At 74.7% G+C, this 16583-nt stretch carries 16 protein-coding genes; 8 read left to right on the top strand and 8 right to left on the bottom strand.

Annotated elements, in window-relative coordinates; genetic code table 11:
• The first annotated feature begins 1 nt into the window (after nt 1).
• Together ABIB16_RS10140 and crtX are read left to right on the top strand one after the other, a co-directional pair.
• Nucleotides 2–553: a DUF2238 domain-containing protein gene (locus tag ABIB16_RS10140; protein ID WP_174233308.1), complete on the top strand. Its 552-nt coding sequence runs from the start codon at nt 2–4 to the stop codon at nt 551–553.
• Entirely contained in the window at nt 550–1341 is a 792-nt protein-coding gene (gene crtX / locus ABIB16_RS10135) for a C50 carotenoid glucosyltransferase CrtX (RefSeq protein ID WP_036384352.1), read from the top strand. Before ABIB16_RS10140 ends, crtX begins: the two co-directional genes overlap by 4 nt.
• Here the strand turns inward: crtX and ABIB16_RS10130 are convergent.
• The gene (locus ABIB16_RS10130) at nt 1326–3011 is read right to left on the bottom strand and encodes an SDR family oxidoreductase (protein WP_049145750.1); all 1686 of its coding nucleotides are present in this window, start codon (nt 3009–3011) and stop codon (nt 1326–1328) included. The genes crtX and ABIB16_RS10130 overlap by 16 nt on opposite strands.
• A gap of 134 nt (nt 3012–3145) precedes the next feature.
• Between ABIB16_RS10130 and ABIB16_RS10125 the strand changes: the two genes are divergently transcribed.
• The 3 genes from ABIB16_RS10125 to ABIB16_RS10115 all read left to right on the top strand — a co-directional run bounded on the left by ABIB16_RS10125 (nt 3146) and on the right by ABIB16_RS10115 (nt 9728).
• Nucleotides 3146–6577 carry a DEAD/DEAH box helicase gene (locus tag ABIB16_RS10125; RefSeq protein ID WP_060973564.1) on the top strand — a complete coding sequence of 1144 codons (3432 nt, stop codon included), beginning with the start codon at nt 3146–3148 and terminating at the stop codon, nt 6575–6577.
• Nucleotides 6578–6733: 156 nt separating this feature from the next.
• Entirely contained in the window at nt 6734–8002 is a 1269-nt protein-coding gene (locus tag ABIB16_RS10120; RefSeq protein ID WP_134377376.1) for an aminotransferase class I/II-fold pyridoxal phosphate-dependent enzyme, read from the top strand.
• Nucleotides 8003–8246: 244 nt separating this feature from the next.
• Nucleotides 8247–9728, top strand: a complete 1482-nt coding sequence (locus tag ABIB16_RS10115) for an outer membrane protein assembly factor BamB family protein (RefSeq protein ID WP_134377375.1) — start codon at nt 8247–8249, stop codon at nt 9726–9728.
• Nucleotides 9729–9966: 238 nt separating this feature from the next.
• Here ABIB16_RS10115 and ABIB16_RS10110 read toward each other — a convergent pair whose 3' ends face one another.
• Together ABIB16_RS10110 and ABIB16_RS10105 are read right to left on the bottom strand one after the other, a co-directional pair.
• Nucleotides 9967–10413 (bottom strand): hypothetical protein, encoded by a 447-nt coding sequence (locus ABIB16_RS10110; protein ID WP_134377390.1) that lies wholly within the window; start codon nt 10411–10413, stop codon nt 9967–9969.
• Nucleotides 10414–10921: 508 nt separating this feature from the next.
• Nucleotides 10922–11593 carry an SGNH/GDSL hydrolase family protein gene (locus ABIB16_RS10105; protein ID WP_135101199.1) on the bottom strand — a complete coding sequence of 224 codons (672 nt, stop codon included), beginning with the start codon at nt 11591–11593 and terminating at the stop codon, nt 10922–10924.
• Between the two features lie 82 nt (nt 11594–11675).
• Between ABIB16_RS10105 and ABIB16_RS10100 the strand changes: the two genes are divergently transcribed.
• On the top strand, nt 11676–12137 hold the full coding sequence (locus ABIB16_RS10100) for a DUF805 domain-containing protein (RefSeq protein ID WP_036341245.1): 462 nt from the start codon (nt 11676–11678) through the stop codon (nt 12135–12137).
• On the opposite strand, the gene ABIB16_RS10095 is transcribed toward ABIB16_RS10100, so the two are convergent.
• Nucleotides 12119–12547 carry an organic hydroperoxide resistance protein gene (locus tag ABIB16_RS10095; RefSeq protein ID WP_036341242.1) on the bottom strand — a complete coding sequence of 143 codons (429 nt, stop codon included), beginning with the start codon at nt 12545–12547 and terminating at the stop codon, nt 12119–12121. The two genes, ABIB16_RS10100 and ABIB16_RS10095, sit on opposite strands and share 19 nt — an antisense overlap.
• Before the next feature lie 121 nt (nt 12548–12668).
• Between ABIB16_RS10095 and ABIB16_RS10090 the strand changes: the two genes are divergently transcribed.
• The gene (locus ABIB16_RS10090; protein WP_012751108.1) at nt 12669–13100 is read left to right on the top strand and encodes a MarR family winged helix-turn-helix transcriptional regulator; all 432 of its coding nucleotides are present in this window, start codon (nt 12669–12671) and stop codon (nt 13098–13100) included.
• Nucleotides 13101–13197: 97 nt separating this feature from the next.
• Here the strand turns inward: ABIB16_RS10090 and ABIB16_RS10085 are convergent, their stop codons facing one another.
• Nucleotides 13198–14022, bottom strand: coding sequence for a cytochrome c oxidase assembly protein (locus ABIB16_RS10085; protein WP_049145729.1), 825 nt, complete (start codon nt 14020–14022; stop codon nt 13198–13200).
• Nucleotides 14015–14551: a DUF2243 domain-containing protein gene (locus ABIB16_RS10080; RefSeq protein ID WP_010080014.1), complete on the bottom strand. Its 537-nt coding sequence runs from the start codon at nt 14549–14551 to the stop codon at nt 14015–14017. The genes ABIB16_RS10085 and ABIB16_RS10080 overlap by 8 nt, the downstream gene beginning before the upstream one ends.
• Nucleotides 14552–14650: 99 nt before the next feature.
• Between ABIB16_RS10080 and ABIB16_RS10075 the strand changes: the two genes are divergently transcribed.
• Nucleotides 14651–15115, top strand: a complete 465-nt coding sequence (locus ABIB16_RS10075) for an NUDIX hydrolase (protein ID WP_135101201.1) — start codon at nt 14651–14653, stop codon at nt 15113–15115.
• 31 nt (nt 15116–15146) lie between these two features.
• Here the strand turns inward: ABIB16_RS10075 and ABIB16_RS10070 are convergent, their stop codons facing one another.
• Together ABIB16_RS10070 and ABIB16_RS10065 are read right to left on the bottom strand one after the other, a co-directional pair.
• Nucleotides 15147–15920, bottom strand: coding sequence for a class I SAM-dependent methyltransferase (locus tag ABIB16_RS10070; RefSeq protein WP_135101202.1), 774 nt, complete (start codon nt 15918–15920; stop codon nt 15147–15149).
• Nucleotides 15917–16534 carry a hypothetical protein gene (locus ABIB16_RS10065; RefSeq protein ID WP_036341240.1) on the bottom strand — a complete coding sequence of 206 codons (618 nt, stop codon included), beginning with the start codon at nt 16532–16534 and terminating at the stop codon, nt 15917–15919. The genes ABIB16_RS10070 and ABIB16_RS10065 overlap by 4 nt, the downstream gene beginning before the upstream one ends.
• Between the last annotated feature and the right edge of the window lie 49 nt (nt 16535–16583).

Here is a 16583-nt window from a genome sequence, read left to right as displayed (position 1 = left end):
CATGCTGCCGCTGATCCCCGCAGACCTGTTGCGCGCGCTCGGCCTGATCCTCGTCCCGGTCGCGGCGGTGCACGCCGGATGGCCGTCCGCGGCGGCGATGCTGCTCGTGTTCGGCTCCCAGTGGCTCACCCGCTGGCTCGCCCCGGGCGGCGCCCTGGACTGGGCCGCGCAGGCGGTCCTGCTGCTGGCCGGGTGGCTGAGCGTCATCGGCCTCTACCCGCGGGTGCCGTGGCTGGACCTGCTCGTGCACGCCGCCGCCTCCGCCGTGGTCGCCTGTCTGACGGCACTGGTGGTGGGGGCATGGCTCCGGCGTCGGGGGACCGAGGCCGGGCAGGCCGTGGCCCTGCTCGGCCCGGGCCTGGCCGGGCTGGGGATCGCGGCCGCCGCCGTGGCCCTGGGCGTGGTGTGGGAGCTGGCCGAATGGTGGGGGCACACGGCGGTGACCCCCGAGATCGGTGTGGGCCACACGGACACCATCGGCGACCTCGCCGCCGATCTCGTCGGCGCCGGGATCGGCGCCGCCCTCGCCGTGCGCCGGGAGCGCATCCGGTGACCCCGGCCCGCCCCACGGTCTCCGTGGTCGTCCCGGTGCTCGACGACGCCGAGCACCTGCGCGTGTGTCTCGCCCTGCTGGCCGCCCAGAGCCGGCCGGCGCTGGAGGTGGTGGTGGTGGACAACGGCTGCGTGGACGACTCGGCGGTGCTCGCCCGCGCCGCCGGCGCGCGGGTGGTGCACGAGCCGCGCCGCGGGGTCCCGGCCGCGGCGGCCGCCGGCCTGGACGCCGCGGTCGGGGAACTGCTGGTGCGCTGCGACGCCGACACGCGGATGCCCGCGGACTGGCTCGAACGGATCGTGGCTCGGTTCGACGCCGACCCCGGGCTCGACGCCCTCACCGGGCCGGGGACCTTCCACGACCAGCCCGGCCTCCGGGGACAGGTGCGGGCGGCGCTCTACACCGGCGCGTACCGCTGGGGGGCGGGCGCCGCGGTGGCGGCCACCCCCGTCTGGGGCTCCAACTGCGCCCTGCGCGCCGAGGCGTGGCAGGCTGTGCGGACCCGCGTCCACCGCGAACGCGGGGACGTGCACGATGACCTGGACCTGTCCTTCCAGCTGGCCCTGGCCGGCCGCCGGATCCGGTTCGATCCGGACCTGCGGGTGGAGGTCGCCGGGCGCATCTTCCACTCCCTGCGCCAGCGGGTGCGGCAGGGCCGGATGGCGGTCACCACCCTGCAGGTCAACTGGGCCCGGCTGTCCCCCGGGCGGCGGTGGCTGCGCCGGGCGGCCCGGTCACGCCCCCGGCCCCACTGGGGGCGTGGCCCCGACGGTCAGTCCCGCGACTGAGCGCCGCCGGCGCCGCGGGCTCGCCTGTCCAACGGGTTGCGACGCAGGGGCAGCCGGTCCACCAGCGGCCGCAGCAGGCCGCGGGTGCGGGGACGCTCGCCGCCGTCGTGCCGGCGCCTGGCCTCGGCCAGGATGTTCGCGGCCATCTCCGGGAACACCACGGCGTGGAAGGGCAGGATGGCGGTCCAGTAGGCGCGTCCGAGCAGGCCGTCCGGCATGAAGACCGCCCGCTGGCGGTAGACGGAGCCTCCGCCCTCCCGCGGCTCGGTGCTCAGCTGCAGCCAGGCCCGCCCGCCGGCCTTCATCTCCGCCCGCAGGGTCAGCCGCCGCCCCGGCTCCACGTCCTCCACCCGCCACCAGTCCACGGCGTCGCCGCGTCGCAGGTGGTTCGGGTCCCGCCGGCCGCGGGTCAGGCCGGGCCCGCCGGCCAACTTGTCCATCAGCCCGCGGATCTTCCACAGCAGCGGGGTGGAATACCAACCGTTGGCGCCGCCCACCGACTCGATCACCGGCCACACCTCCTGCGCGGGCAGGTCGGACTCGCGCTCGCGCTCGTCCGTGTAGACCGTGGTGCCGGCCCACTCGGGATCCGAGGGCAGGGAGGCGGCCGGGTCCGCGGAGCTCTGGAGGTCCGCGTCGAAGGTGACGTCCAGGGGACCCTCCTTCTCCCGCTTCAGCGCCAGCCGCACGGCGTCCATGTAGGAGGTCAGCCCGCCCGGCGGGTCCGGGATGAGGTCGCGGACCGAGCGGTCCTCCACGACCGCCTCCTCGGCGAGGGATGCGGCCAGGGGCAGGGCCACCGCGACCGGGATGGGGGTCACCATGCCGATCCAGAAGCCCGCCAGGGTCTTCAAGGGCAACGGGGTGGGGATCACGATGCGCCGGGACAGGCCGGCGGCCTTGGCGTAGTCCACCAGCACGCTCGCGAACGGCTGGGGGTGCCCGTTGCCGATCTGGGCCCGCAGCTGCACGGGCTCCGGGAGGGCGCAGGCCTGCAGGAGGTAGTACAGGACGTCGCGGATGGCCAGCGGCTCCACCCGGTTCCTCAGCCAGGACGGGCCGGGCATCACGGGCAGCCGCTCGGCGAGGTGGCGGATCATCTCGAACGAGGTGGAGCCCGAGCCGATGATCACCCCGGCCTCGAACGTCAGTGCCGGGGTCGCCGCCCGCTCGAGACGCTCGGCCACGAGGGCGCGGGAGCGCATGTGGTCGGACAGCTCCGCGACGGGGACCGTGTCCGGGTGCAGGCCGGAGAGATAGACGAGCTGGGCCACGCCGGCCGTGTCCGCGGCGGTGCCCACGATGTCCGCGATCCGCTGCTCCTGGGCCACGAAGTCGCCGCCCCCGCCCATGGAGTGCACGAGGTAGAGCACGGTGTGCACGTCCTGCATGGCGGCTTCGACGAGGTCCGCCTCGGTGAGGTCGAGCTCCACCGCCTCGATGCTGTCCGACCACGGTCGGTCCGCGAGGTCGGAGGGGTTCCGGGCGCCGGCCCGGACGTCGAAGCCGGCGGCGAGCAGCTCGGGGATGAGGCGCCCGCCCACGTAACCGGTGGCACCGGTGACGAGGACGCGACGGCCCCGGCCGTCCGGCAGGGACAGGCCGAGGGGGGAGGTGTGGGACGCCGGCGTGGCACCGGCGGGGACGGGGGAGGGCTGTGTGGACGCCATGGGCGCACTCTAGGGTCCGGGGCGGGTCGGGCTGAAGGTCTCAGGTGTGCGGACCCGGGGCCCGTGAGTGGGCACGCCGCCGGACCTGCGTCGGTCGGAGCGGGCCCGGCACGGTCCGTGAAAGACTGCTCGCTATGGCCACTGCAGATTCCGGAGACGTCCTGCCGCACCTGCGCACCGAGGCCATCCGCGCCGTCGTCGGGCCCACCAGTGCGGACCGCGGCTTCGCCGTGGCCGCGTCGGGTGCCGTGGGGCGCCTGCGCTATGACGCCGCCACCGGCCGTCTGAGCGCCTCCGTCCAGGGCACCGCGCCCAGCCCCTACCGGGTGCAGGTGCAGCTGCAGGAGGCCTACGACGACGCCGCCGAGGACGGCGCCGGCGCCCTCATGGAGCCGGTGGGCGGGCGCTGCACGTGCCCGGTCGGGACGGACTGCAAGCACGTGGCCGCCGCGCTCTACCAGGTGGTCCGCCTCGACGCCGACCAGGCCCTCGACGACGCCCGCCGCAAGCTCGCCGAGATGGTCACCACGGCGGACGCGCTGCCCGCGCCCGCCGGCCGGGGCCACGACGGCGGCGGCCCGGCCGGCCTCGACGCCCCGGCCGCGGACGGGGCGGCACCCCCACCCCCTGCCGGCCTGGACTGGCGACGGGTCATGGAGCCGCTGGCCGGACTCCACGGCCCGCGCCGGGTGGGCACGCCGCCCGCGCTGGCGATCGGCGTGGAGCTCGTGGCCGAGTCCTCCCGCAACGCGTTCCAGCAGTGGGGCCCGGCGACCGCCGGGGAGGAGCAGGTGCGCGAGGGCCGCCCGCTGTACGTGACCGTGCGCCCGCTCAAGCGCGGGGCCAAGGGGACGTGGATCAAGGGCGGGCTGACGTGGAAGGCGTTCCAGTTCCCGCGCGCCGAGTTCGCCCCCGCCCAGGAGCGGGCGATGCGCCTGATCTGGCGTCAGGTCCAGGCCGAGGACTCCTACCCGGGCGACGCCTGGTTCGGTCTGCACGTCTTCGACTCCCCGCGGATCTGGCAGCTGCTCGCGGAGGCCCGCGAGGTCGGGGTGGAGCTCGTGCCGCTGGGGCTGCTGACGGACGTGGTGCTGGAGGCGCCCGTCGCCGTCGGGCTGGACGTCACCCGCGCCCCCGACGGCGGTCTGGACGTGGCCCCGTCCCTGGACCCGGCCCCGCCCGGCCCCGGGCTGTGCGGTGTGCACGCCGTGGGAGGCATCGGCTTCTACCGCGTGGAGCTCACGGACGAGGAGGCCGTGCTCCACCTGATCCCCGCCGCACGCCCCGTCCCCGAGGCCGTGCAGCAGCTCGTGCTCGCCGGCGGGCCCGTGCGCGTGCCCGCCGCGGACCGCGAGGAGTTCCTCGGCCGGATCTACCCGCGGCTGCGTGGCGCCCTGCCCGTGACCAGCGGCGACGCCTCCGTGGAGCTGCCCGAGTTCGAGCCGCCCGTGCTGCGGCTGCGCGCCGACTTCCGACCCGGCCACGAGCTCGTGCTGCGCTGGTCCTGGCTCTACTTCGACCCGCCCCGCGAACTCGGCCTCGACGCCGGCGGCGACCCCCTGCGGGACACCCGGCACGAGGACGCGGTGCTGCGCGCCGTGGCCGAGCTCTGGCCGCGCGCCGGCCGTGCGGAGGAGCAGGTCCTCGAGGGCGTGGGCGCCGCCCGGTTCTCCGAGCAGGTGCTGCCGCTGCTGCAGCGCGCGGACCACGTGCGCGTGGACGTCACCGGCGACCGCCCCGACTACCGCGAGCTGAAGGCCGCCCCGCGCATCGAGGTCGGCACGAAGGCCACGCAGAACGACTGGTTCGACCTCGGCGTGCAGGTCTCCGTGGACGGGCACGTGCTGCCGTTCGTGGAGCTGTTCACCGCGCTCGTGCAGGGCAGGACCACGCTGATCCTCGCGGACGGCTCCTACCTGGGCCTCGACCACCCCGCCTTCGACCGGCTGCGCGCCCTGCTCTCCGAGGCCGCCACCCTGCAGGAGTGGACCCCGGAGCACACCCCCGTCTCACGGCACCAGGTCGGCTTCTGGGAGGACCTCAAGGAGCTCGCGGACGAGGTGGACGAGGACCCGGAGTGGACCGCCGCCGTCGGGCGTCTGGCCGCCGTCGAGCGCCTCCCCGAGGCCCCGCGCCCCGCCGGCCTGAAGGCCGACCTGCGCCCCTACCAGGAGGAGGGCCTGCGCTGGCTCGCGTTCCTGTGGGAGCAGGACCTCGGCGGGATCCTGGCCGACGACATGGGCCTGGGCAAGACCGTCCAGACCCTCGCGCTCTTCGCCCACGCGCGCCAGGCCCGGCCCGAGCGGCCGCCGTTCCTCGTGGTCGCGCCGAGCTCCGTGGTGTCCGTGTGGGCGGCCGAGGCCGAGAAGTTCACCCCGGACCTCGACGTGCGCGTCCTGGACACCACCACCCGCAAGCGCGGCACCGCCGTGGCGGACGAGGTGGCGGGGGCGGACGTGGTGGTCACCAGCTACACGCTCCTGAGGATCGACGCCGGCCAGTACGGCGGACTCGACTGGGGCGGGGTGGTCTTCGACGAGGCACAGTTCCTGAAGAACCGCGCCGCGAAGGTGCACACGGTGGCCCGCGACCTGCGCGCCCCCTTCCGGCTGGCCATCACCGGCACGCCGATGGAGAACTCCCTCAGCGACCTGTGGGCGCTGCTGGGCGTCGTCGTGCCGGGCCTGTTCCCGAGCCACCGCCGGTTCCGCGAGACCTACGTGACCCCCATCGAGACCGGGGGGGACCCCGAGCGGATGGCGGCCCTGCGCCGCCGCGTGCGCCCGTTCATGCTGCGCCGCTCCAAGGAGCTCGTGGCGAAGGACCTGCCGTCCAAGCAGGAGCAGATCCTCCAGGTGGAGCTCGAGCCGGCCCACCGCAAGCTCTACGACCGCGTGCTCCAGCGCGAGCGCCGCAAGGTGTTGGGCCTGCTCGGGGACATGGACGGCAACCGGTTCACCATCTTCACGTCGCTCACGCTGCTGCGGATGCTCGCGCTGGCGCCGCAGATCGTCGACGACCAGTACGCCTCCGTGCCCAGCTCGAAGCTCGAGCGGTTCCTCGACGACCTCACCGAGGTGATCGGCGAGGGGCACCGCGTGATCGTGTTCAGCCAGTTCACGAGCTTCCTGCGGGTGATCGCCGAGGAGCTGGACCACCTGGAGATCGAGCACGCGTACCTCGACGGCTCCACGCGCGGGCGCGCCGACGTGATCCGCGGCTTCCGCGAGGGCGAGGCGCCGGTGTTCCTGATCTCCCTGAAGGCGGGCGGCTTCGGCCTGACCCTGACCGAGGCGGACTACGTGTTCCTCATGGATCCGTGGTGGAACCCCGCTGCGGAGGCGCAGGCCGTGGACCGGGCGCACCGGATCGGGCAGGAGCGGACCGTGATGGTCTACCGGCTCGTGTCCGAGGGGACGATCGAGGAGAAGGTGCTCGAGCTGCAGCGGCGCAAGGCCGAGCTGTTCGGCGCGCTCATGGACGAGTCCGACGACTCCGGAGCCGGCGCCTTCACCGACTCCCTCACCGCCGAGGACATCCGGGAGATGCTCGGCGCCGAGGAGTGAGGGCCGCGCGAGGCGGGCCGGACGTTTTCGTTCACGAAACGGCGGCGTGTCGCGACGTTTTCGTTGATGAAACGGCGTCCCGCCCGCCCGTTTTGTCAACGAAAGTCGTCCCCGGGGCGCCGTTTCCCGAACGAAAGCGGGGGGTAGCCTCGGGCCATGCGTCGCCCGTCCCGGCCCAGCACCGCCGCCCCCGCCAGCACCGCCGCCCCCGTCAGCACCGCCGCCCCTGCCTTCGCGCCGTCCGCCCGGTCGCAGGTGCCGCCGTTCACGGTGATGAGCATCCTCGGCCGGGTCGCCGAGCTGCGTGCCGCCGGCCACGACGTCGTCAGCCTGTGCGCGGGGGAGCCGGGCGGGGGCGCCCCGCCCGCCGTCGACGCCGCGGCCGCCGCCGTCCACGCCTCCGGCTGTGCCCTCACCTACACCCCGGCGCTGGGCCTGCCGGAGCTGCGGGCCGCCGTCGCCGGCCACTACCGCCGCTGGTACGGGCTCGACGTGCGCCCCGAGCAGGTCGCGATCACCACGGGCTCCTCGGGGGCGTTCATGCTCGGCTTCCTCGCGGCGTTCTCCCCGGGGGACCGCGTGCTCCTGCCGCGCCCCGGCTATCCGGCGTACCGCAACATCCTCACGGCGCTCGGGGTGGAGGTGGTGGACGTGGACGTCGACGCCGGCACCCGCTACCAGCCCACGGTCGCCCACCTGGAGGCGGCGCTCGCGGAGGGCCCGGTCGCGGGGCTCGTGCTCGCCTCCCCGGCCAATCCCACGGGCACGATGGTCAGCGCCGCCGAGCTCGCCGAACTCGCCCGCTGGTGCGAGGAACGCGGTGTGCGGCTCGTCTCGGACGAGATCTACCACGGCATCGTGCACACGGACGGGGAGGGGCTCGGCGCCTGCGCATGGCGCACCTCCCGCACCGCGCTCGTGGTCAGCTCGTTCTCCAAGTACTGGGGCATGCCCGGCTGGCGGCTGGGCTGGATGCTCATGCCGGACGATCTGGCCGCCGCGGTCGACGGCCTCGCCGGCTCGGTCGCCCTCTGCCCGCCCGCCGCGGCACAGGAGGCGGCCGTCCACGCGTTCAGCGAGGAGTCCTACGCGTTCTGCGCTGAGCAGGCCGGCGGCTTCACGGCGACGCGCGGCGTCGTGCTGGCCGCCCTGCCCCGGCTCGGCTGGGCCGACGCCGCCCCCGCCGACGGCGCCTTCTACCTGTGGGCCCGTCTCGCCCCGGGCATGCTGGCGGAGTTCGGCAGCGCCGTCGGCTACTGCGCCGCCCTGCTGGAGGAGGCCGGCGTCGCGCTGACCCCCGGCGACGACTTCGACGCCGTCCACGGGCCCGAGTCCGTCCGGCTCTCCTTCGCCGCCGGCCCGGACGCCGTCCACGAGGCGCTCGAGCGGATCGCCGCCTGGCACGCGGCGCGCGGCCTGGCCTGACGGGCTCCGCCGCACGCCGCACCGGCCGACGTCTCAGCCGCCCAGCCGGTAGCGGCGCCCGAGCGGCGTGTCCGTGACGGCCCGGTCGCCGCGTCGAGGGCGTCACGTGCCGGTTCCCGCGACGGGGGCGCGCCGTCGGCGCCGCCGGGATGACGGGGTGAGGTCCACCGCAGTATTGCGAATCATCCGCAACAGTCTTTATTGTGAATCAGTCGCATCTTTTCGCTCTCGTGAAAGGCTCCCCGTGTCCCACTTCGCCCCGCAGCGCCGTTCCACGCGCACCGCCACCTTCTCCGCCACCCTCGCCGCCGCGGCCATCGCCCTGACGGCGTGCGGCGCGGACGCCGACCCGTCCGGCCCGACGTCGGCACCCGCCTCCGCCGCGGGCGGCGCCCAGTCGCCGGCGGGTGAGGCGACGGCGGCCTCCTCCGTCTCCGCGGAGGACCGCGTCGACCCGACCCAGACCACCGAGGTCTCCGCGGTGACGCCGCGCATCCTGCTCTCGCACGAGGACGGGCTCACGCTGCTCGACGCCGAGTCCGGTGAGGTGGTGAAGGAGCAGGACATCACGGGCTTCACGCGGCTGAGCAACGCCGGCAACGGCAAGGACGTCCTGGTGACCACCGGGAACGGCTGGGAGGTGTTCTCCACCGGCATCCAGGCCAAGGCCCACGGCGATCACGTCCACAACTACGAGTCCGCGCCCGGCATGACCGGCGTGACGTTCCCGGGTGAGCATCCCGGCCACGTCGTCACCCACAACGGCAAGACCACTCTCTTCGCGGACGGCACGGGCGCGATCCGGACCTTCGACTCGACCCACCTGGACAAGGCGACCCCGGACCTCATGCCCGTCATGACGGAGGCCGAGACCGAGGACCCGCACCACGGCGTGGCGCTCGAGCTCTCCGACGGCACCCTCTTCACCACGCAGGGCACCGAGGACTCCCGGAACACGCTCCAGGTGATCGACCCGAAGACCGGCGAGGTCACGGCCGAGACCGACGACTGCCCCGGCAGCCACGGCGAGGCCGCGGCCCAGCCGACGGAGGCGGGCGACGTCGTCGTGATGGGCTGCGAGAACGGGCCCGTCGTGTACCGGGACGGCGAGTTCCACAAGGTGGAGGTCGAGACCGAGTACCAGCGCTCCGGGAACCTGTTCGGGTTGCATGACTCACCCATCGTCCTGGGTGATCACAAGGTCGAGGAGGAGCCGAAGGAAGCCGTCGAGCGGCCCACGGGGATCGCCCTCATCGACACCCGCACCGATGAGCTCACCACCGTGGACCTCGGCTCGTCCTACTGGTTCCGCTCGCTCGGCCGCGCTGAGGACGGCTCCGCGGTCGTGCTGACCTACGACGGCGAGGTCACCGTGATCGACGAGGAGACCGGTGAGGTCACCGCCGAGTACCCGGTGATCGAGCCGTGGAAGGAGAAGGACGAGTGGCAGGAGCCCGGTCCGATCCTGAAGGTCGCCGGGAACACCGCCTACGTGACGGACGCGGAGAACCGGAGGCTCGTGGCCGTGGACCTGGAGACCGGTGAGACCGTCCTGGAGAAGGACCTGGAGTTCGCCCCGGTCGAGATGGCCGTGGTCACCGGCCAGCCGGAGTCCGTGAAGCCCGAGGAGGGCGCGCACGGTGACGAGGACCACGACGACGACGGCCACGAGGGCCACGACCACGGCGCCGAGCCCTCGGAGGGCCACGAGGGGCACGACCATTGATCGTGTGACGAGACTCCGGCCGGGCGCCCTTCGTGGGGAGGGGTGCCCGGTCGGCGGCCGGGGGCGTCGTGGGGACGCTGACGGCCAGGGCCGGCACCTGCCGCCGGCCCGTGGATGGAGGAGGGCGGGGTCGCGTCGTGGGGACGCGGCCCCGCCCGCCTGTCCGCAGGCCCCGCTCCGGGAGGGCCTGCCGGATCCAGGAGGGCCTGCCGGAGAGGATGCCCCGGGGATGGTGGGGTCAGTCGGCCACCGGATCGTGGTCCGTGATCACGCTCAGGCGGTACCGGGTGCCCTCGGGGGCCTCGGCGCTCACCACCAGGTCCTCCGCGTCCGACTCCGGCACCATGACGACGTATCCGCCGCAGCGGTCCGACCACCCCAGGGGTTGGTAGGCGGCGAAGCCGTCCGCCCCGAGGATGCCCACCGAGGACGGGCCGGCGTCCGGGTCGTCGCACAGCAGCATCAGGCGCAGGGTGCCCTCGGGGCGTTCGCCGCCCATCGCCGCGCCCCCCTCCCCGGGGGTCTGGAGGCCCTGCAGCTCGGAGGCGATCACGTTGACGTCCCTCGTGGGCGTGCCGGGCAGCTCGACGCCCTCCAGGGCCCGGGCCAGGGGGTCCTCCGTCGGACTGCCCGCCCGGTGCGTGACGGCGGCCTCCGGGAGGGCGGCGAGGAAGCCCTCGCTCAACGGCAGAGCCCCGTTCCTGGCGGGATCGGCGCCCTCGGGCGCGAACCCGGCACCGGCGGTGGAGCCGCCGCCCGAACCCTGCGTGGCGCTCCCGGAGGCCGGCGCCGGAGTGCTCGGCGCCGTGGTGCCGGAGGCTGGCCCGCCCGCGGACGGCGTGGTGGTCTCGGACGTGCTCGACGGGGACGGCGTCGTGTCGGAGGACGCCGCAGGGGAGGGTGTGGTGCCGGACGCCGTCGCTGGGCCCCCGCCGCCGGAGCAGCCGGCGAGCGTGAGGGCCAGGGTCAGGGCCGCCGTCGTGGCCGGGAGGGCATGGCGGGCGGAGCGGAGGGAAGGGGGTGAGGGGGTCAAGGCGGACCTCCGTCGGTCGGGGGAGCCCGTGCTCCCGGACGCCGGCCCGACCGGTCGTCGTGCAGTGCGTGAGGGGAGACTATGCATCGCATGGGTCCCCGTCTAGCCCCCGGTGTGAGGGACGCCGGATGTGCGCTTCGCGCGCGGCGGGGAGGAGTCCTCAGGCGGCCGGTGCCTGACCCCGCACCTGCCGCAGCACCTCGGGGGCGACCGCCGCGGCCCAGTCCTCGTAGCCGGCGCCGTTGGGGTGGAACAGGTCCCGGGCCAGGCGGCTGACCTGGTGCCTCAGATTCCGCCGCCACGTGGCCGCGTGCACGTCCGCCACGCCGAGGCCGTGCCGGGCGGCCACCCGCCGCACCACCGTGTTCGCCCGGCGCACGCGGGCCTCGAACGGCGGGATGCGGAACGTCGGGACCAGGCCCAGCGTGGCGCCGGCGGGCAGGGCGCGGGCGATCGCCTCGAGGGGCTCCTCGAAGGCGGCCTCGCGGAACCGCCAAGCCCAGGTGACGTCGTTGCCGCCGACGACGCACGTCACCGCGTCCACCCCGCTCGCCGGCATGAGGGGCAGCTGATCGGCGAGCACGTCCTTCGCCATGGCCCCGCTGACGGCGAGGTTCACCACCCGCACGGGCCGGCCGGTCTCGGCGGCCACCCGCTCGGCCACCTGGGCCACGTACGTGCGCTCCACGCTCTCGGCCCCGATCCCGACGGCGGCCGAGTCGCCCAGCACCACCCACGTGAGCGCGTCGGGGTCCGCGCGGGCGGCGAGGGTGTGCCAGTGGGCGCGGTAGTCGGCGTCGTGCTGGGCCTGCCAGCCGGAGGGGGAGGGCATGCGCGCCAGGCTACCGGCGCCCTGACGTGCGGACACGCGGGAGGGCCTCGACTCGGGCCACCTCATGGGCCAGGATCCGGCCATGACGTTCCTCCGGGCCGTGGGCCGCTTCTACGGACGCTACGCGCAGTTCGGCGGCCGGGCCGGGCGCGCCGAGTTCTGGTGGGTGGTGCTGTACCTGTCCCTCGCGTCCCTCGGCATCACCCTCCTGTTCGGGGCCCTCGGGGCGGACACGACGACGGCCACCCCCTCCGCCGTCGTGTTCCCCGGCTTCGCGGTCAGCGGTCTCAGCGTCCCCGCCGTCGACTCGATGACCGAGGCCTACCAGGCCTTCTCGGGGGTCTGGGGCCTGCTACATCTGGTGCCCGCCTGGGCGCTGACGGCCCGGCGCCTGCACGACGCCGGGCTCAGCCGCGCCTGGCTGCTCCTGGCGCTGCTGCCCGTGCTCGGTGCGATCGCCCTGCTGGTGATGGTGCTCCAGCCCTCGGATCCGCGGGTGGCCGCGGAGGCCGCCGCGCCGAGCGGTCAGTCGTCGACGACCTGAACGTCCACGCGGATGTTGCCGCGGGTGGCGTTGGAGTAGGGGCAGACCTGGTGGGCGGCGTCGGCGAGCTGCTGCGCCTCGTCCTGGGGCAGGTCCGGGATGACGACCTCGAGGGTGACGGCCAGGCCGAAGCCCTCGCCGGCCTTGCCGATCGAGACGCGGGCGCCCACGGAGGAGTCGCCGAGCTTCTTCTTGGCCTGGCGGGCGACGCTCTGCAGGGCGGAGTGGAAGCACGCGGCGTAGCCGGCGGCGAAGAGCTGCTCGGGGTTGGCACCGTCGCCGCTGCCGCCCATCTCGGCGGGGATCGCCAGGTCCATGTCGACGCGGCCGTCCGCGGTCCGGACGTGGCCGTTGCGGCCGCCGCCCGTGGCGATGGCCTCGGTGGTGTAGAGGGGCTCGATCTCGATCACGGTGTGCTCCTTGACGGTGTCTGGCCCGGGGTGCCGGGGGCCGCTCGACGGCGGCCACGGTCCAAAGTAGTCCGCGATCAGGTTGTGTGCAATCCAGTTGTCTGCGGGGTAGGTTGTCCGGGTGGACGTCACCCCCCTCGACCTCGACCGCCAGCTGTGCTTCTCCCTCTACCGCGCCAGCCGGGCGGTGACCCGCGCCTACCGGCCCCTGCTCGAGGAGCTGGGCCTCACCTACCCCCAGTACCTCGTGATGCTGGTGCTCTGGCAGGAGGACGGGCCGGTGGGCGTGAACGACATCGGCGCGCGCCTGGGACTCGACAGCGGCACCCTCACCCCGCTGCTGCGCCGCCTCGACCACGCCGGCCTGGTCACCCGTGCCCGCAGCGCCGACGACGAGCGGCGTCGCCTCATCTCCCTCGCCCCCGCCGGCCGGGACCTGCGCGAGGCCGCCGCCGACATCCCCGCACGCATGGCCGACCTCTACCCCGGGCCGGCCGGACAGCGGGAGGAGCTCAAGGCCTTCCTGGACGAGCTGGCCGCGGGACTCGACTGAGCCGGGGCGCGGGCGGGGGCGCAGGATCCCCGCGACCGCCTGCTGTGCTCAGGACCGCGTCATGAGGACGCGGTCCTGAGCACATCGAGCGGTCTTCTCAGGACGCCGCCCGGGCCACCACACCGCCCCGCCCCGGCGCGGTGCGGCGGTACCAGTCCAGGCAGAAGACGGCGATCAGCACGAGGTCGATCCAGTCGCCGCCGTAGTACATGAGCTGGGCGCCGGCCTGGGCCTCCGCCACGCCCACGCCCGCCGGCGGATGCGCGTAGACGTGCTTGGAGAGGATCGCGTGCAGCGCGAGGAACGCCACGAGCACACCTGCCCGCAGCGGGTGTCCGTGCGGGTGCGGTGCCGGGTCCACCTGCAGGATCGCGGCGGTGAACACCCACCCGGCCAGCAGCACGTGCACGTGCACCAGCAGATGCCCCACCGCGGAGGCATGCATCCAGGCGTGCAGGGGTGTGGTGTAGAGCAGCCACAGCCCGCCGATGTTCAGCAGCCCCGCCACCACCGGGTGCGAGACCACCCGCACGTACGGCGTGGACAGCACCCGGGACAGCCGCCGCGCCCACGCCACGGGCAGGCCCCGCAGGGCCACGGTCACCGGCGCGGACAGCACCAGCAGCAGCGGGGCGAGCATGCCCAGCAGCAGGTGCCCCCACATGTGGGCCGTGAAGTCGTGGTGGCCGAGCACCCCCAGCGGTCCCACCGCCACGACGCCGGCCACCACCCCCGCGGCCGCGCTCAGGGTGCGCGCGTCGGACCAGGCGCGGCCCCGGCGTCGTCCGGCGCGGACCAGCGCCGCATAGGCGACCAGGAACAGCAGGAGTCCGCCGCCGATGACGACGCCGGCCAGCGGGAACGGGGCGCTCGCCGCCTGGGCGCCGAGCTCCGCCCCGATCCCGCCGGGGTGCTCATGCACGGGCGGCCGCCCGGCGGGAGCCGCGCCGCCACGCCAGGGTGCCGATCACGAGGAAGGCGATCGCAATGGCCATCCACACGAGGTCGTACACGAGGATGTCGTCCACGGGCGCGTACGGGCCGGTGCCCTGCAGCTCCGTGGGGATGACCTCGTACCGGATCTGGTGGATCCTCATGAGCTTGTGCTGGACGGTGCCGTCCCACGCCTGGAACGCGCCCGCGCCGATCAGCACCGCCGGCCACCACCGGCCGACGCCGGGGCCGCCGCGGCGTCGCACGTCCGCGAAGAGGAACAGCCCGGCCACGGCGGCGAACCAGCCGAAGGCGTGGAAGAGTCCGTCGGAGACCAGGCCGACGGCCGCGGTGGACAGGTCGTAGAAGTGGTGCCAGTGCAGGAGCTGGTGCAGGACGACCTCGTCGACGAAGGCGGCCACGCCCACCCCGAAGAGGATCCCGGACAGCAGCAGGCGGCGGTGGAGGTCGGGGGCGGGGCGGCCGACGGGCCGAGCCGTGACGGAGGGGGAGGCCATGGCGCCCACGCTAGCGGCAGTTCCCAGCGAATGCCCAGGTCACGGGCGTCATCCACGCACCGGCCGCAGTGGCGGTCCCGTGAGGCGATGATGGTGCCCATGGCCGCCCACTCCTTCGCCCTCGTGCCCTCCTCCTACGTCCTCTTGCTGCGGGGACGGGAGGTGCTGCTGCAGCGCCGGCATCACACCGGGTACATGGACGGGTTCTGGGTGGCGGGCGCCGCCGGGCACGTGGAGCCGGGGGAGGCGGCCCGGCAGGGGGCGGTCCGGGAGACGGCGGAGGAGCTCGGCGTCGAGATCGAGCCTGCTGCCCTCGAGCTGCTGACCGTCATGCAGCGCACGGACGGCACGGACACCCCGCGCGAGCAGCGCGTGGACTGGTTCTGGGCCTGCCGGTCCTGGGCGGGTGAGCCGCGGATCTGCGAGCCCGGCAAAGCCTCCCACCTGGAGTGGTTCCCCCTGGATTCGTTGCCGAGCCCGATTCCGGACTACGAGCGGCTCGTGCTGGAGGGCCTGCGCGACGGCGACCTCACCCCGGACACGGCGGTCGGGTTCGGGGACTGAGGGGCATAGGGGCTCGCCGTCCACCGCCCGGTCAGTCCCGCACCGCCTCCACCACCATGAGCGGGTGCTCGGCGGGGTCGAAGGCCGTGCGGTGCCAGTCTCCGGAGAGCCGTTCCACCCGCAGCCCCGCTGCGGCCAGGTCCGCGCGCACCTGCTCCGCGGAGCGGAACTGCAGGTGCTGGTCCACCTCGGACACCTCCCCGGAGTCGAGGAACTCGGTGCGCACGCGCATCGTCACCACCCCGTGCCGGTCAGGGGCGGAGGTGCGCTCCGACTCGAGGACCCGCCCGGCCGGCATCGTGCGCTCCGTGGGGTCCTGCTGCCAGCCCTCCCACGCGCGCCGGACGGGGTTGCGCGTCTCGAAGACCAGGCGGCCGCCGGGCACGAGCTCCGCACCGATGCGCCGCAGCGACGCGTGCCAGTCGTCGTCGACCAGGTGCGTGGCCACGTTGCCGCTCATCACCACCAGGTCGGCGGAGTCCGGCGCGATCAGCCCCGCATCCCCGTGTCGCCACTCGACGCCGTCCCCGCCCGGGCGCGCGCGGGCCGCCGCGAGCATGGCCTCGGCCGGGTCGATCCCGACAACGTCCCGCCCCGGGCCCGCGAGCGTCACCGTCAGGATGCCGGTGCCGCAGCCGAGGTCGACGATGCGGGTGCTGGCCCGCGCGGCCGAGACCTCGTCCGCGACCCGGCGGAAGAACGCGTGGTCCTCGCCCGCGGGGTTGTCCACGTCGTAGATCGCGGCGAGGCGGGCGTCGTCGTAGGTGCGCCGGTTGGCCTCGGCGCGGGAGGGGGCGTCGGTCATGCGCGCAGTCTGTCACCCGGGGCGGGCGCCCCCTGCCGCAGGGCCTGCCCCGCCACGATCAGCAGCATCGCCGCGCCGGCCGCCGCGGCCCCGGCCGGTCCCGCGGCGGGCACGCGGAGCATCGCCGCCAGGGCGCCGACCAGGCCCAGGACCAGCATCGACCCGCCGATCCACCGGAACACCGGCGCGCCGAACGCGCGCGCGAACGGCAGGAAGTGCGCGCCCACCACGGCCGCCACCAGGGCGATCTGCGCCGTCGGCGCGTCTGCGGCCCGGGCCACCAGACGGGTCACCGGGAACAGCAGCAGCATCACGACGACGGCGGCCCCGTACACCCGCAGCGCCCCGGGCGCCGGGGGCGGCAGGGCGGGCAGGGTCCGGCGGCGGAGCAGGACCGCCGCGAGGGCGAAGACGGCGAGGGCGACCGCCGCACTGCGGAGCATGCTCTGAGCGTCGCCGGGCAACCCGGCGATCCCGGCGAGCAGGAAGGCCATGCCGCCGACCACCCCGATCAGCCCGCCGAAGACCACCGGATGACCCGCCCGGCTGATCCCGCGGACGCGCTGGCCGTCCACGATCTGCCTGTGAGCGTTGCCTGTGTGCACCTGTGTCATCGTTCCCCTCCTGCTGTGTGCGACCGGGGCCATCGTGTCACGGCCGTTA

The sequence above is a fragment of the Micrococcus sp. UYEF5 genome (genome assembly GCF_040546065.1).
Lineage (GTDB): Bacteria > Actinomycetota > Actinomycetes > Actinomycetales > Micrococcaceae > Micrococcus > Micrococcus luteus.
This window is presented reverse-complemented; position numbering and strand designations above follow the sequence as displayed.